The organism is Cellulosimicrobium sp. 22598, from assembly GCF_052044445.1.
GTDB classification, from domain to species: domain Bacteria; phylum Actinomycetota; class Actinomycetes; order Actinomycetales; family Cellulomonadaceae; genus Cellulosimicrobium; species Cellulosimicrobium cellulans_G.
This window is the reverse complement of sequence record NZ_JBQEMZ010000006.1, coordinates 164,407-179,629: the sequence shown is the minus strand read 5'-3', so window position 1 is coordinate 179,629 and position 15,223 is coordinate 164,407. Positions and strand designations below refer to the sequence as shown.

Genomic DNA, 15,223 nt, shown 5'->3' with positions numbered 1-15,223 from the left:
GCTGACCGCTACGCCGGAGCCGCGCTACGCCTGGAACACCGGCGCGAGGCGCTCCCACGCGTCGGTGCGGACGTACACGGGGATGACGTCGCGCGGCACCGGACGGGTGACGACCTGGCCCGGGCCGCGTCGCTCACCCGTGGCGGGTCGCCCCGTCCACGCGTCCACCCAGTCGCCGGCCGGGAGATACGTGCTCCACGACGTGGCTCCCTCCTGCGTCACCGGGTGCACGAGGAGGTCGTCCCCGAGCTGGAACTCGTCCGCGTGCGCCCACACGTTCTCGTCGTGCGCGTGGTCGACGAACAGGCCGCGCATGAGCGGCGCGCCCGTGGCGATCGAGCGGCGCGCCTGCTCGGCGACGTAGGGCACGAGCCGCTCGCGGAGCTGGGCGTAGGCGCGGAACACGTCGACGACCTCCGGGTCGTCGTTCGTCTCCGCGACGTACCACGGTGTGCGGTCGCGCAGCGGCCGCCGGTGGTGGTTGAACTCGGAGTGGTACTGCATGACGGGGGTGAACGTCGCGGCCGCGACGCCGCGCAGGTACAGCTCGGAGCCCGGCACGGGGCCGGAGAACCCGGCGAGGTCCCAGCCCCAGTAGACGATGCCGCACGCCGAGGCGGTGATGCCCGCGGTCATGGACCAGCGGAACGCCTCCCACGTGGAGTTCTCGTCGCCCGCCCAGTGCAGGCCGTGCGCCTGCGAGCCGGTGAACCCGGCGCGGGAGAACGTCACGGGTGCCTTGCCGTTCTTGCGCAGCAGGTCGCCGAACGCGCGCGCGTAGTGGACGGGGTACATGTTGTTGCCCTCGTCGCCGCGGCGCCCGTCGCCGTATCGGAGCTCGTCGCCCCAGGCGTGCTCGCCGCCATCGGTCTTGAAGCCGTCGACGTCGAGCTCGCCGACGAGGTACTGCCGCCGCGCGGTCCACCACTCGCGGCCCTCGGGAGTCGACAGGTCGGCCATGAGGGACTGCGGGAACCACCACCCGCGGTTGTGGTACGCGCTGCCGTCGGCCTCGCGGACGGCGTGCCCGGCCGCGACCATGGCACGGCCGTCGGCGAGGACCTGCGCGTCGTGCGGCACGTCGGGGCCGAGGTCGTGCTCGGTCTTGAGGAGCGGGATCTGCCACAGGACGACCTTGACGCCGCGCGCGTGAAGCTCGTCGATCATGCCCTGAGGGTCGGGCCACGCGCCGTCGGCCGGGTAGGTGAAGTCGTCCGCGGAGTGTGGTGCGCCGTCGGCATGGACCGCGTACCGGGCGTCGCGGAAGATCGTGATGCCCTCCTCGTCGCTCCACGCTTCGATGACGACCACGCCCACGGGGATGTCGAGATCACGGTGCGCGTCCATCTGGCTCATGACGAGCTGCTGGGTGTTCCACTCGTTGCCGGAGGCCCACAGACGCAGGACCCACTCAGGGAGCTCCTCGGCGCGACCGACCTCGTCGCCGAACGCCTTGAGGACCGCGGTCGGGTCGCCCTCGTAGACGCCGACGTCGAGCGCCGCGTCGTCCCCGAGCGCGGCCTCGATCACGAGACGATCGGGCGCCGTGGCGGCGACGTCGTACCAGGTGCGGCGCGAGGTGCGGACGTGGAAGCCCCAGCCCTCACCGCCGACGACGTGCGCGAACGGCATGGGCAGGTAGGTGCGGCCCGTCGCGCCCTGCGACTTGTACTGCTCGAACACGACGGCGTCGAGGCGCTTGCCGCGCTGGTCGACCGCGTCGAAGCGCTCGCCGAAGCCGACGACGTGCTCGGAGTCGGCGAGGCGGAACGCGAGGCGCACGCGGTGCGCGCGGTCCTGGTCGACCCACCACTCGACCGAGCCGGGGACGACGAGGGGGTGCTCGTCGGCGGGGACCCCGCCCACGGTCACGCCGCGGGAACCGGCGGGGGCGGTCGAGGTCCACGCGCCCGCGCTGACCTCGAACCACTCGGTGCTCACGCCGTCGGCCGTGAAGCGGTAGCGGTAGCGGCGCCCGGCGTCGAGGACGGGGCTGGTGGCGTGCCAGGCGCCGTCGGCGGCGAGCTGGCCCGCCTGCGCCGCGGCGAGGTGGCCGTCGCCGCCCGCGAGGGCCGCCGCGTCGGCCGGCGAGACAGAGCCGGGCGCGACGCCGAGACTCGTGACCTGCTCGCCGTCGTCCCACTCGCACGTGACGGCGACGTCGGCGGGGGCGTTCTCGACGACGACGCCCAGGCTGACGGCACTGCCGGCGTGCGGGCGTACGGGCACGCGCTGGTCGGCCGACGCGGCGTAGGGGTGGCCGATGCCGGCCGGGCGGTGGATCAGGGTCGTCATGGGTGCTGCTCCGTCGTCGTGTCGGTCAAGAGGCCGAGCTCGTCGGCCAGGATCAGGTACATGCCGTGGGACCAGAGCAGGGGCAGGGCCACGGGCCCCCACTTCTCGATCCACTCGTCGCGCGAGTCGGCGTGCAGGAGGTGGTCGGGGACCTGCTCGGGCATCTGCCCGTCGGGTTCGGCCTGGGAGGCGATCCACCGCAGGTGGCGCCACGCCTCGTCGGTCCGACCGGCGCGCGCGTGGTTCCAGCCGAGCAGGGCCGACAGCAGGAGCCACTGGCCGCCCCCGTAGAACACGTCGGCGCGGAAGCGGTGCACGCCGCCGTCCACGTCGAGGTCGCGCGCGACGGCGTCGAGCGTGGCCTCCGCGACGGGTGATCCGGGCTCGACGAGGCCGAACGGGACGACGCACGCGGCGAGCGACGCGTCGACCGCGCCCGAACCGAACCACTTCGCGAGGTGCGGAGCGTCGGGGTCGCTCGCGCGGCCCGACGTCATGCCCTCGGCGTGCACGAGCGCGACGATCTCCTCGGCGATCCGGAGGGCGCGCATCGAGCGCGCGTCGTCGAGGAGGGGGGAGCCGTCGGCCGACCGGGCGCCCGCGACGGCCATGAGGCCCGCGCGGACCGGGGCCAGGGTCGAGGGGTGGCGCTCCTCGACGTGCTCCTCCCACCAGTCGTAGCAGGGGAGGCGCCACGTCGCGAAGAGGTAGTCGACCGCGATCCGTACGGCGTCGCGGTAGGCGTCGAGAGGGCGGCCGTGACGCTCCGCGTGCGTCACGAGCTGCCACAGCCACATGCCGTACCCGTCGGTCTGGAAGTCCCACCAGGGGTCCTGACCGTCGGATCCGTCGAGCCGGAACCGCGTGGGCAGCATGTCCGTCAGCGGCAGCTCCTCCCCGGCCTCGGCCCGAGCGAGCAGTGCCGCGACGTGCTCGCCGCGGGACGTCAGGACGCCCACGGCCCACCGGTGGAAGCGGTCGACGGACTCGACGTCGCCGTAGCGGGACATCCCCTCGGCGACGAACGACCCGTCACGGAACCACGCGTAGCCCTGGTAGGCGCTGAACGTCGGCGAGGCGGGGTAGGCGCCGCCGACGTCCTGGTGCTGTGAGATCACCTCCGCGCTGACGTGCGCCAGGTCGCGCAGGTGGTCGAGGTCGTCGGTCGTCGCGGGAAGGGCGATGCTCATGGATGTCGTCCTGGGTGGTGAGGGTGGGTGGATCCGGGGGTGGCGGGTCGTGGTGCAGGGGGCACCACGACCCGCCGGCTGGGTGAGGTCAGCCGAGCAGTGCGTCGACGCGCGAGGCGGCGTCGGCGACGGCCTGCTCGACCGTCTTGCGGCCCGCGGCCGCGTTCGACAGCTCCTCGTTGATCGCGTCCTGCATCTCCTGCTGCGAGGCGGTCACGGGCGGGAGCGCGACGGAGTCGAGCGAGTCGATCACGGCCTGACGGTTCGCGGGCGGCGTCTGCTCCAGGTACGGGGCGAGGTCCTCCTCGTCGGCGACGGGCGGCAGCTCCCACGAGCTCGCGAGACGGGTGTCGATCGCGGTCGGCGACGACGTGAGGAACTCGGCGAAGTCCTGCGCGGCCTCCTTCTGCTTCGAGGCGGCAGTCACGGCGACACCGTTGGTGAACAGGGCCGAAGCCTTGTCGACGTCACCGGGCTCGACGACGATGTCCCACTCGAGTCCCTCGACCTGGGACAGGGCGTCGAACATCCAGATGCCCGAGTGCCACATGCCGAGCTTGCCCGCAGAGAACAGGTCCTTGTCGTAGTCGGGGGTGCTGGACCCGTCGGCCTCGGTCGGCATGACCGTACCGGGCTTGGTCACGAGCCAGGTCGCGGCCTTGATGCCCTCGGGGCTGTCGAACGCCGTGGCCGTGCCGTCCTCGGTGAAGAACTGGCCGCCTGCCTGGTCCAGCACCTTGTAGAACTCGTGGAACGTGACGGGTTGGAAGTCGCCGTACACGCCTGCCGCGACGTCGGTGAGCGCGGTGGCCGCGGCCTGCTCGTCCTCCCAGGTCCAGTCGGCGGTGGGGTAGTCGAGGCCCGCGGCGTCGAAGAGCGACGTGTTGTAGTACATGACGACGTTCGAGTACGACGACGGAAGGCCGTACTGCGTGCCGTCGAGCGCGAAGGACTCCAGGAGGGTGTCCTTGTACGCCGAGGCGTCGACGTCCTCGAGCGGTGCGAGGGCGCCCGACTCGGCGTAGGACACGAAGTTCTCGTAGTTGAGGTCCACGACGTCCGCGACGGTCTGGCCCGCGAACGCGGTCTGCAGCTTGGTGAAGTAGTCCGCGAAGGGGATCGTCTCGACCTGGACGTCGACCTCGGGGTTGTCCTTCTCGTATGCCGCGACGATGGTGTCGAGGTCCTGCTCGTGCCCGTCGTTGGACGTGAAGTTCATGTAGCGCACGACGGTCTTTCCGTCCTCGCCCGCGGTCGTCGTGGCGGAACCCTGGGCGCAGGCCGTGAGGGCCGTGACGCAGATGAGGGCGAGGGGGACGAGCGCAGCGGTGCGCTGGGTGAAGCGTGAGGCCATGAGACCTCTCCTTTCGGTGCGGGTGCGTGCTGTGGGTCGGGGTCTACTTGAGCCCGGTGTGGGACATCCCGGCGATGATGTGGCGCTGGGCGAACATGTAGACGACCGCGATGGGCAGGATCGAGACGACCGAGCCGGCCATGACGACGTCCCACTGGGTCGTGAACTGGCCCTGGAGCGTGGACAGGCCCAGGGGGAGGGTCATCAGCTCGGGCGAGCGGATGACGACCAGCGGCCACAGGAAGCTGTTCCAGGAGCCCATGAACGCGAACACCGCGAGGGTCGCGAGCGCGGGCTTCACGAGCGGCAGGACGATCTGCCCGAAGATCCGCAGGTGCCCGGCGCCGTCGAGCGTCGCGGCCTCGTCGAGCTCGCGCGGCACGCCGTCGACGGCCTGGCGGAGCAGGAAGATGCCGAACGCGGACGCGATCGTGGGCGCGAGGAGCGCGAAGTAGGTGTCGTTGAGGTTGAGCCGGCTCATCTGGATGAACAGCGGCACCACGAGGACCTGGAGCGGGATCATGAGCGTCGCGAGGTACGCCGCGAACAGGATGGGCTTGCCCTTGAAGTGCAGGCGGCTGAACCCGTAGGCCGCCATGGAGCCGGTGATCATCTGGAGCAGGGTCGCGACGACCGCGACCCCGAACGAGTTCGCGATGATCCGCCAGATCGGCATGGACGCCATGAGGGTTCGGTACGCGTCGAGCGTCGGGTCCTCGACGATCAGCGACGGGCCACCCGACAGGGAGCCGCTGGGCGTGATCGACGTGATGACGGTCCACAGGAACGGAAGCAGCATGAGGACCGCGCCGACGACGACGGACAGGTAGAGGCCGACCCGGCCGAGGACCTGGCGCGCGTTGCGCCGGGGCTGACGTGGCCTCGCGCGAGCCGGTGAGGCGGGACTCGTGACGGCGGTCGGGACGAGGGTCTCAGGCATGGTTCACCCACCTGCGCTGACCGCGCATCTGGAGCGCGGTGACGATGAGGATCAGGACGAAGAGGATCCAGGACAGGGCGGACGCGTCACCCGCCCGGCCGTACCGGAACGTCAGGTCGTAGATCTGGCCGACGACGACCTGGCTGGCACCGGACGGCCCGCCGTCGGTCATCACGTACACCTGGTCGAAGACCTGGAAGCCGTTGATGAGCGAGATGACGACCACGAAGAAGGTCGACGGGGACAACAGCGGGAGGGTGATGTGCCAGAAGCGCTTCCAACCGCCCGCGCCGTCGACCCGGGCGGCCTCCAGGACCTCCCCGGGGATCGACTGCAGCCCTGCGAGCAGGATGACCATGACGAAACCGAGGTCCTTCCACGCCGAGGCGAGGATGACCGACGGCATGGCCCACTGCGGGTCCGTCCACCAGCCGGGGGGCGTCAGCTCGGTGCCGAGGATCCCGTTGATCCCGGTGAGGGCGGGCTCGATGAGCTGGTTCACGAGCCCGTTCGAGGGGTTCAGCAGCCACTGCCACACGAGGGCGACGACGACCCAGCTCGTGATGACGGGAAGGAAGTACGCCGCGCGGAAGATCGTGCGGCCCTTGAACGCCCGGTTGAGGAGCATGGCCAGACCGAGACCGCCGACGTACACGAGCGGCAGGTAGCCCACGATGTAGAACAGCGTGTTCCCGAGGACCCGCCAGGTGTCGCCCGACGTGAGCAGGTCGGCGTAGTTGTCGAGCCCGACCCACTCCATGGGGGAGACGAGGTTCCAGTCGTGCAGGCTGACCCACAGCGAGCTGACCATGGGTGCGAGGGTGAAGAGCGCGAGCGGGACGGCGCTCGGGAGCAGGAAGAACGCGACCCACCCGCGGTTGCGCCACCGCGATCCCGCGGAGGTGCGACGGCGGCGACGGGGTGCGGTGCCGCCCTCGGCTGCGGGTCGTGGCGGTGCGGTGGCCGGGACGGTCATCACGCCCTCCTCGCGGCGGTCGGGGTCGGCTCGGCACCGACGTCGGAGTGCAGGCGGGCCACGACGAGACGGCCCTGCTCGCCCGAGGCGCCCGCGGCGTCGAAGGGCGTCGCGAGGACGAGGGCTGCGGCACCGAGCGCCCACTTGTCGTCGGCCCACGGCTCGACGACGAACGGCATGGCGCGACGCGAGGGCAGCAGGTGCGCGCGGAAGGCCGCGTCGAACCCGCTCCGCCAGTGCGCCCAGGCGCCGATGCCTTCGCCGAGGAGGATCACGAGCTCGGGGTCGAGGAGATGCACGACACCGGCGAGGGTGCGCCCGAGCAGGCGACCGGCGTCGCGGTAGAGGTCGCGGGCCGCTGGGTCGCCCGCCTCGGCCCGGACCGCCAGGTCCGCGACGGTCTCGCCGGGGCGCAGGATCCCGGCGGTGACGGCCCGAGCGCGCAACGCGTCGTCTCCGATGAAGGACTCGAGGCAGCCGACGTTGCCGCACGTGCAGGGCGGCCCGTCGTCGTGGACCGGGAAGTGGCCGATCTCGCCCGCCCCACCGGCCGCGCCGCGCCGGATCGTGCCGTCGACGACGAGACCCGAGCCGATGCCGCGCCCGATCGTCAGGACGAGGAAGGAGCTGTGGTCGCGACCGACGCCGTAGAGCTGCTCGGCCACCGCGAGGGTGTTGACGTCGTTCTCGACGAGGACGGGCAGGTCGAGCGCGCGGCGCAGGGACGCGCCCACCGGCACGCCGTTCCAGCCGAGCGTGGGCGCGACCACGACGCCCGAGGCCTGGGAGTCGACCGAGCCGGGAAGACCGACGCCCGCGCCGAGGACGGGACCTTCCTGCGCGTCGACGGTCTCGCGCAGGAGGCGGCCGAGCGTGTCGAGGGCGTCGGGACTCGCCGGGTCGAAGGGGTGGGAGGACTGGTCGAAGGTGCTGCCGTCGAAGCCGACCGAGACGATCGCGACGTGGTCCGCGGTGACCTTCGCGCCGATCGCCCGTGGCGCCGGCCCGTCGGCGAGGCCGAGAAGGCGCCCGGGCCGTCCGCCCGTGCTGGGCACGGTCTCCAGCTCGACGAGGAGGCCCCGGTCGACGAGGTCCTTGGTCACCTGTGTGACGGTCGCGGGGCTGACGCCCAGCTCCCGAGCGATCGCCGCCCGGCTGCGGGGGCCGCGTGAGCCGACCAGCGCCAGCGTGGCGGCTCCGCTCAGGTCTCCCCGGTTCGGGGTCTGGCGCATCCGGAACTCCTTTGTTTCGCAATAACTTTAGAGGCAAACTAAGTCGCTGCGGCAGATGTGTCAAGGCATGCGCAGGGGTCGGGCGCCGAGCGTCCGTCGCCGTGGAGGATCCGCGACGAAGTCCGGGACGCGGAGGAGAGGTGCGTGGTCGCTCGTGGGCGGGCGCGCCCTCGGGTCGGCCGACGGGGGATACTAGGGGCGTGAGCGTACCCATCAGTCTCGGAATGCCTGCTGCCCCGCCGCCGGTCCTCGCCCCGCGACGCAAGAGCCGCAAGATCAAGGTCGGCAAGGTGGACGTCGGCGGCGACGCGCCGATCAGCGTCCAGTCGATGACGACGACGCCGACGACGGACATCAACGCGACGCTCCAGCAGATCGCGGAGCTCACGGCGTCGGGCTGCGACATCGTGCGCGTGGCGGTCCCGAGCGCGGACGACGCGCTCGCGCTGCCGGCGATCGCGAAGAAGTCGCAGATCCCCGTGATCGCGGACATCCACTTCCAGCCCAAGTACGTGTTCGCCGCGATCGACGCGGGCTGCGCCGCGGTGCGCGTGAACCCGGGCAACATCCGCAAGTTCGACGACCAGGTCAAGGAGATCGCGAAGGCGGCCTCGGACGCGGGCGTGTCGCTGCGCATCGGCGTGAACGCCGGGTCTCTCGACCCGCGACTGCTCGCCAAGTACGGCAAGGCGACGCCCGAGGCGCTGGTCGAGTCGGCGGTGTGGGAGGCGTCGCTCTTCGAGGAGCACGGGTTCCACGACTTCAAGATCTCGGTGAAGCACAACGACCCGGTCGTCATGGTGCGGGCGTACGAGCTGCTCGCGGAGGCGGGGGACTGGCCGCTGCACCTCGGCGTGACCGAGGCCGGACCGGCGTTCCAGGGCACGATCAAGTCGGCCACGGCGTTCGGCGCGCTGCTGAGCAAGGGCATCGGCGACACGATCCGCGTCTCGCTGTCCGCGCCCCCGGTCGAGGAGGTCAAGGTCGGCAACCAGATCCTCCAGGCGCTCAACCTGCGCCCCCGCAAGCTCGAGATCGTCTCCTGCCCGTCGTGCGGCCGCGCCCAGGTGGACGTGTACACGCTCGCGGAGAAGGTCACGGCCGGGCTCGAGGGCATGGAGGTGCCGCTGCGCGTCGCCGTCATGGGCTGCGTCGTCAACGGCCCGGGCGAGGCGCGCGAGGCGGACCTCGGCGTCGCGTCGGGCAACGGCAAGGGCCAGATCTTCGTCAAGGGCGAGGTCGTCAAGACGGTGCCGGAGGCGCTGATCGTGGAGACGCTCATCGAGGAGGCGCTGCGCATCGCGGAGACCATGACGCCGGAGAACGACGCGCAGGCCGGTCCGCCGGTCGTCACGGTCGGCTGACGGTCCGGTGGCCCGCTGGCGTCCGACCGTCCCGGCCCTGAGGCCGCGGTCGCGCGGGGAGGCTGGTGCCGGCGAGCACGCCCGGGCGCGCGTCCTCGTCGACGCGGACGTCCCGGAGGCGCTGGCGGTCTGCGCGGGCGACCCGGTCGCGTCGACGCTCGCGGCGGCGCGGCTCGCGGTCGCCCAGCACGCGGGTCTGCACGCGGCGGGCGGGCAGGCCTGGGGGTTCCCGGCCGTCGGGCCGCTCGAGGCGGTGTGCTGGGCCGGTGCCAACCTCGTGCCGGTCGTCCCGGCGTCGCTCGACCCCGACCGGGCCCGCGCGGCGGTCGCGGCGTTCGCCGTGCTCGCGCGGCACGCCGGACGACGGTCGTCGTCGGTGGTGGGGGAGCGTGACGCCGTCCTCGCGCTGTGGGAGCAGCTCGCGCCCCACTGGCCGTCGCCGCGCGAGATCCGGGCGAACCAGCCGTCGCTCGCGATCGACCGCGACCCCGACGTCGAGCCCGACCCGGGCGTGCGTCGCTCCGTCGCGGCCGAGGTGCCCGTGGTCCTGCCCGCGTGCGTGCGCATGTTCACCGAGGAGGTCGGCTACTCGCCCGTCGAGGGCGGCGGGCGCGCCTACGAGGAGCGGGTGCGGTCGCTCGTGCTCGCGGGCCGGTCGTTCGTCCGGATCGCGGGGGGCGACGGCGCGCCGCACGTCGTCTTCAAGGCGGAGCTCGGCGCGGTGACGCCGCTCGTCGCGCAGGTCCAGGGCGTGTGGGTCGACCCGCGGTACCGCGGCCAGGGCCTGGCCGCGCCGGGGATGGCCGCCGTCGTGCACCTCGCCCGCCGGGGGACCCCGGCCGAGGCCGCCCGCCGCGTCGCGCCGCCGGTGGTGTCGCTGTACGTCAACGACTACAACGCGCGCGCGCTCGCGACGTACCGGCGCGTCGGGTTCGAGCAGGTCGGCACGTACGCCACGGTCCTCTTCTGACGGTCCGCGACCCGCGCGCTACTTGAGCAGCCGCGACATCCGGCGGTCGGCGAGGACCTGGCCCCCCGTCTGGCACGTCGCGCAGTACTGCAGGCTGCGGTCGGCGAAGCTCACCTCGCGCACGACGTCCCCGCACACGGGGCACGGCAGCCCGGTGCGTCCGTGCACGCGCATCCCCGCGCGCTTGGCGTCCTTGAGCTCCGCGGCGGGCTTGCCCGACGACGCCGCCACGGCCTCCGCGAGCACCTCGCCGACGGCGGCGTGCACCCGGGCGACCTCGTCCGGAGTGAACGAGCGCGTGAGCTTGAACGGGCTCGTGCGGGCCGCGTGGAGGATGTCGTCGGAGTAGGCGTTGCCGATCCCCGCGATCGACGACTGGTCGCGCAGGAGCCCCTTGACCTGCTGGTTGCGCGCGGCCATGAGCGCCCCGAGCGCCTCGGGGGTGAAGCCCGGGTCGAGCGGCTCGATCCCGAGCGTCTCGATCGCCCGGACCTCCTCGGGGTGCCGGACGACGTGCACCGCGAGCCGCTTGCGCGTCCCCGCCTCGGTGAGGTCGAACCCCGAGCCGTCGTCGAACCGCACGCGCAGCGCGAGCACCGCGGCCTTCCCGCCCCCGCTGCCGCCGAGCCGGGGCCGCACGGGCGTCGTCGGTGCCTTCTCCGACCACCGCAGCCACCCGGCGCGGGCGAGGTGGAAGACGAGGTGGACCTCGTCGTCGGGCCCCGGCGCGGGCGGGCCGCCCACGGGCTGCGCGAGGACGAGGTCGAGCCACTTGCCGTGGCGGCGGGCACCGGTCACGACGCGCCCGACGAGCGCCCCGACGGGCGGGTCGAACGTCTTGAGCGCGGCGATCTGGGCGACGTCGGCGGCGACGACGGTGCGTCCGGTCGCGCGGTCGTCGAGGAACCGGACGAGGGCCTCGACCTCGGGCAGCTCGGGCATGGGGACATCCTCCCCGCCGGTAGGGTGGGGCGCATGTCTTCCGTCACGTCCGGCGCGCCCGCCGCGGCCTCCACCCGCGTCCGGGGCGCCGACCTCCTGCGCCTGTCCACCCTGTTCGTCCGGACGCTGCGCGAGGACCCGGCCGACGCCGAGGTCGCGAGCCACAAGCTCCTCGTGCGAGCGGGCTACATCCGCCGCGCCGCGCCTGGCATCTACACCTGGCTCCCGCTCGGCCTGCGCGTGCTGCGCAAGGTCGAGGACGTGGTCCGCGAGGAGATGGCCGCGGCAGGCGCGCAGGAGGTGCACTTCCCGGCGCTGCTGCCCAAGGAGCCGTACGAGGCGACGGGCCGCTGGACGGAGTACGGGCCCAACATCTTCCGGCTCAAGGACCGCAAGGAGGGCGACTACCTCCTCGCGCCGACGCACGAGGAGATGTTCACGCTCCTCGTCAAGGACCTGTACTCGTCGTACAAGGACCTGCCGCTGACGATCTACCAGATCCAGACCAAGTACCGCGACGAGGCGCGTCCTCGCGCCGGCCTCATCCGCGGCCGCGAGTTCGTCATGAAGGACGCCTACTCGTTCGACACCACGGACGAGGGTCTGGAGCGCTCCTACGAGGCGCAGCGCGCGGCGTACCGGCGCATCTTCGACCGGCTCGGGCTCGAGTACGTGATCGTGGCCGCGACGTCGGGCGCCATGGGCGGCTCGCGCTCCGAGGAGTTCCTCACCCCGACGCCGATCGGCGAGGACACGTTCGTGCGCTCGCCCGGCGGCTACGCGGCCAACGTCGAGGCGGTCGTGACGCCCGTCCCGGAGGACGTCGACTACGCCGACGCGCCCGCGGCGCACGTCGAGGACACGCCCGACACCCCGACGATCGACTCGCTCGTCGCCCTCGCCAACGCCCGCTTCCCGCGCCCCGACCGCGCGTGGACGGCGGCGGACACGCTGAAGAACGTCGTGCTCGCCCTCACGCACCCCGACGGCCGCCGCGAGGTCGTCGTCGTCGGGCTGCCCGGCGACCGCGAGGTCGACCTCAAGCGCGTCGGCGCGGCGTTCGAGCCGGCCGAGGTCGAGCCGGCGACGGACGCGGACTTCGCCGCGCACCCCGAGCTCGTCAAGGGCTACATCGGCCCGCAGGTGCTCGGCCCGAACGTCCGGCGCGACGTGCCCGCGGAGGTCGTCGAGGGCGAGGTGCCCGAGCGGCACTCCGTGCGCTACCTGCTCGACCCGCGCGTCGTCGCCGGCACGCGCTGGATCACCGGCGCGAACGAGCCGGGGCGGCACGTGTTCGACCTCGTCGCCGAGCGCGACTTCGCCGCCGACGGCACGGTCGAGGCGGCCGAGGTCCGCGCGGGCGACCTCGCGCCCGACGGCTCGGGCCCGCTCGAGCTGGCCCGCGGCATCGAGATCGGCCACATCTTCGCGCTCGGGCGCAAGTACGCCCAGGCGCTCGGCCTCACCGTGCTCGACGAGAACGGCAAGCAGGTCGTCGTGACCATGGGGTCGTACGGCATCGGCGTGACGCGCGTGCTCGCGGCGCTCGCGGAGGCGAACCACGACGACGCCGGGCTCGCGTGGCCCGCGCACGTCGCGCCCGCGCACGTGCACGTCGTCGCGACGGGCAAGGACGCGAGCGTCTTCGACGAGGCCGAGCGCCTCGCGACCGAGCTCACGGCCCGGGGCGTCGAGGTGGTCTACGACGACCGTCCGAAGGTCTCGCCGGGCGTGAAGTTCAAGGACGCCGAGCTCCTCGGCGTGCCGCTCCTCCTCGTCGTGGGCCGCGGCCTGGCCGACGGCGTCGTCGAGGTCCGCCCCCGCGCGGGCGAGGCCGTGCAGGTCGCCGTCGCGGACGCCGTCGAGCACGTGGCGGCGCAGGTGGCCGAGCTCCTGGGCTGACACGTCGCAGCGTCGGAGGCGCCCCCGGTCCGGTCTCACGGGCCGGGGGCGCCTCCGTCGTCCCCGGAGGAGAGCGGGAGGAGCGGCGGTCCCGCGCGGGTCGCGGGCCGCTCCCGCACCGAGCCGGGTGGCGCCCGTCCGGCGCCGGGGCGCGGCCGGGATCAGCCGGCGGCCTGCTCCGGGAGCCCGGGGAAGGCGACGGGCGGCTCGCCCCACGCGACCGCGCCCGCCCACGAGTCGACGAGGAGGGCCACCGCCTCGGCCCGGGAGGTGGCCGGGGCGGTCGCGACGAGGCTCGCGTACGACTGTGCGAGGCCCGACTCGACCTGGCGCGCCAGGGAGGCGAGGTCCGCGTCGTCCGGCAGCGCGTAGGCGACGCGCCGGGGGTCCTGCGCGGTGCCGTCCGTCCCGGCTGCGAGGGCCCACGCCTGGCCGCGCGCACGGTGCTCGGCGGCGCGCGCGACCGCGGCCGTGCGGGCGTCGCCCTCGGACTGCGCGGCGCGCACCTCGTACGCGTACCCCGCGGCGTCCTCCGACTCGACGAGCGTCGCGAGGTCCGGCGCGCCGATGCCGGCGGGCGACTCCTCGACGGGCGGGGCCGTCGTCGCGAGCCCGTCGGCCGCGGCGGACCCGGTGAGCGCGGCGAGGCGTCGCGCCGAGACGTGGTCCGACGCCGCGACCGACGCGAGGAGCCGGGCGAGCCCGGCGTCCGTCGACGCGTCGGCCGAGGCGCCCGCGCGCTGTGCGGCCTCCACGAGCGCGACGACGACGTCGTCGGTCGTGGCGACGTCGCCGCCGGTGCCGGGGGCGTCGGGCGAGCCGTCGTCGGTGCCCTCGCCGCCGGCCGGCGTCTCGTCGCCGGCGGCCTCGTCGTCGTCCCCCGGCGGGGGACCCTGTGGGGGGTTGTCGTCACCGGGGAGGTCGAGGTCGCCCAGCCCGGAGTCGTAGACCCCGCCGAGGGCGTCGACGTGCTGCCCGGCGAACGTCGCGACGTCCGCGAGGGCTGCGAGGGTGGCCGGGTCGGTCACGCCCGGCGTGACGTCCGCCACGAGGTCGGCGATCGCGAGGGCGTCGTCCACCGCGCCGGCGCGGAGCACCTCGACGGCGTCGGGCGACGGCTCGGTGGGGGGCGGCGTCTCCAGCCGGAGGCCGCACCCGGCCGTCAGGACGCCGGTCGCGAGCACCGTCACGGCGGCGAGCAGGCGGCCCCCGGGCCGGGGCGTCCGGCCCGGGCGGGAACGGGTCGCCGCGGGTGCCGCGGTCGCGTGGGGAGTCATCGGGGGCGATGATGTCACGTCCGGGGCCCGCGAGTCGTTAGGCTGGTCCCCGGTCGAACGTCCCGACGAGCGGATCGTCGGGAGATCCCGAGACAACAACACACCGGTCGTCTTCCGTACCCGGCGTGGGACACGGACAGGAGCTGAGTCATGGCAGGGCAGGCGGGCGGTCAGTCCGGCAAGGCACCCGGGGGCGACGCGACGTCGCACGCGCTCCGCGAGAGCGTGCGCGCGGCGATCGAGCCCGCGGTCCGGGACGCGGGACTCTTCCTCGAGGACGTCACGGTGTCGCGCGCCGGAGCCCGCTCCGTGGTGCGCGTCGTGCTCGACCTCCCGGACGACGTCGAGGGGAACCTCGACCTCGACACCGTGGCGGAGGCGACCCGCCCCATCTCCACGGCGCTGGACGCGGTGGACCCGCTCCGCGGCGCGTACACGCTCGAGGTCTCGACGCCCGGCACCGACCGTCCGCTCACCGAGCCGCGCCACTTCCGGCGCGCCCGCGGTCGCCTCGTACGCCTCGTGCTCGCCGACGGCGGCACGGTCGAGGGGCGCCTGCGGGCCGGGTCCGAGGTCGGCCCGGACCTGCTGCTCGACGTCCCCGGCGCGCGCGGGGTCGTGACGGAGCGCGTCGTGCCGTTGGCCGACGTGGTCCGTGGGCAGGTGCAGGTGGAGCTCAGGCGCGCCCTGGAGGCCGACCTGCCCGAGCTCGACGACGCTGCCGACGATCCGGCGCCCGGCTCGACCGACGACACGACCGCCCACGACGAGGAGGCCTGAC

At 73.6% G+C, this 15,223-nt stretch carries 12 protein-coding genes; 4 read left to right on the top strand and 8 right to left on the bottom strand.

Annotated elements, in window-relative coordinates; all coding sequences use genetic code 11:
- Positions 1 to 24 precede the first annotated feature (24 nt).
- From ACTJIY_RS08690 to ACTJIY_RS08665, 6 genes are all read right to left on the bottom strand, one after another.
- Complete coding sequence (locus ACTJIY_RS08690) at positions 25 to 2,295, bottom strand: glycoside hydrolase family 31 protein (protein WP_440674962.1); 2,271 nt, start codon at positions 2,293 to 2,295, stop codon at positions 25 to 27.
- Complete coding sequence (locus tag ACTJIY_RS08685; protein ID WP_353708129.1) at positions 2,292 to 3,485, bottom strand: glycoside hydrolase family 15 protein; 1,194 nt, start codon at positions 3,483 to 3,485, stop codon at positions 2,292 to 2,294. Before ACTJIY_RS08685 ends, ACTJIY_RS08690 begins: the two co-directional genes overlap by 4 nt.
- An 88-nt stretch (positions 3,486 to 3,573) precedes the next feature.
- Positions 3,574 to 4,839, bottom strand: coding sequence for an ABC transporter substrate-binding protein (locus ACTJIY_RS08680; RefSeq protein WP_353706758.1), 1,266 nt, complete (start codon positions 4,837 to 4,839; stop codon positions 3,574 to 3,576).
- Between the two features lie 43 nt (positions 4,840 to 4,882).
- The gene (locus ACTJIY_RS08675; protein ID WP_440674150.1) at positions 4,883 to 5,779 is read right to left on the bottom strand and encodes a carbohydrate ABC transporter permease; all 897 of its coding nucleotides are present in this window, start codon (positions 5,777 to 5,779) and stop codon (positions 4,883 to 4,885) included.
- Positions 5,772 to 6,755, bottom strand: a complete 984-nt coding sequence (locus tag ACTJIY_RS08670; RefSeq protein WP_440674151.1) for a carbohydrate ABC transporter permease — start codon at positions 6,753 to 6,755, stop codon at positions 5,772 to 5,774. The genes ACTJIY_RS08675 and ACTJIY_RS08670 overlap by 8 nt, the downstream gene beginning before the upstream one ends.
- On the bottom strand, positions 6,755 to 7,987 hold the full coding sequence (locus ACTJIY_RS08665) for an ROK family protein (RefSeq protein ID WP_440674152.1): 1,233 nt from the start codon (positions 7,985 to 7,987) through the stop codon (positions 6,755 to 6,757). The genes ACTJIY_RS08670 and ACTJIY_RS08665 overlap by 1 nt, the downstream gene beginning before the upstream one ends.
- A 224-nt stretch (positions 7,988 to 8,211) precedes the next feature.
- On the opposite strand from ACTJIY_RS08665, the gene ispG reads away from it, so the two are divergent.
- Both ispG and ACTJIY_RS08655 read left to right on the top strand, forming a co-directional pair.
- Complete coding sequence (ispG, locus tag ACTJIY_RS08660; protein WP_237843615.1) at positions 8,212 to 9,351, top strand: flavodoxin-dependent (E)-4-hydroxy-3-methylbut-2-enyl-diphosphate synthase; 1,140 nt, start codon at positions 8,212 to 8,214, stop codon at positions 9,349 to 9,351.
- Positions 9,352 to 9,358: 7 nt separating this feature from the next.
- Positions 9,359 to 10,321, top strand: coding sequence for a GNAT family N-acetyltransferase (locus ACTJIY_RS08655; protein WP_308202276.1), 963 nt, complete (start codon positions 9,359 to 9,361; stop codon positions 10,319 to 10,321).
- An 18-nt stretch (positions 10,322 to 10,339) separates the two neighbouring features.
- Here the strand turns inward: ACTJIY_RS08655 and ACTJIY_RS08650 are convergent, their stop codons facing one another.
- Positions 10,340 to 11,263, bottom strand: coding sequence for an Fpg/Nei family DNA glycosylase (locus ACTJIY_RS08650; protein WP_440674153.1), 924 nt, complete (start codon positions 11,261 to 11,263; stop codon positions 10,340 to 10,342).
- 33 nt (positions 11,264 to 11,296) lie between these two features.
- On the opposite strand from ACTJIY_RS08650, the gene ACTJIY_RS08645 reads away from it, so the two are divergent.
- Positions 11,297 to 13,165, top strand: a complete 1,869-nt coding sequence (locus ACTJIY_RS08645; RefSeq protein WP_440674154.1) for a proline--tRNA ligase — start codon at positions 11,297 to 11,299, stop codon at positions 13,163 to 13,165.
- A 161-nt stretch (positions 13,166 to 13,326) separates the two neighbouring features.
- Here the strand turns inward: ACTJIY_RS08645 and ACTJIY_RS08640 are convergent, their stop codons facing one another.
- Positions 13,327 to 14,442: a DUF4439 domain-containing protein gene (locus ACTJIY_RS08640; protein WP_440674155.1), complete on the bottom strand. Its 1,116-nt coding sequence runs from the start codon at positions 14,440 to 14,442 to the stop codon at positions 13,327 to 13,329.
- Between the two features lie 150 nt (positions 14,443 to 14,592).
- Between ACTJIY_RS08640 and rimP the strand changes: the two genes are divergently transcribed.
- A complete protein-coding gene (gene rimP, locus ACTJIY_RS08635; RefSeq protein WP_253051293.1) occupies positions 14,593 to 15,222 on the top strand; it encodes a ribosome maturation factor RimP in 630 nt (209 codons plus the stop codon).
- Position 15,223: the final 1 nt, after the last annotated feature.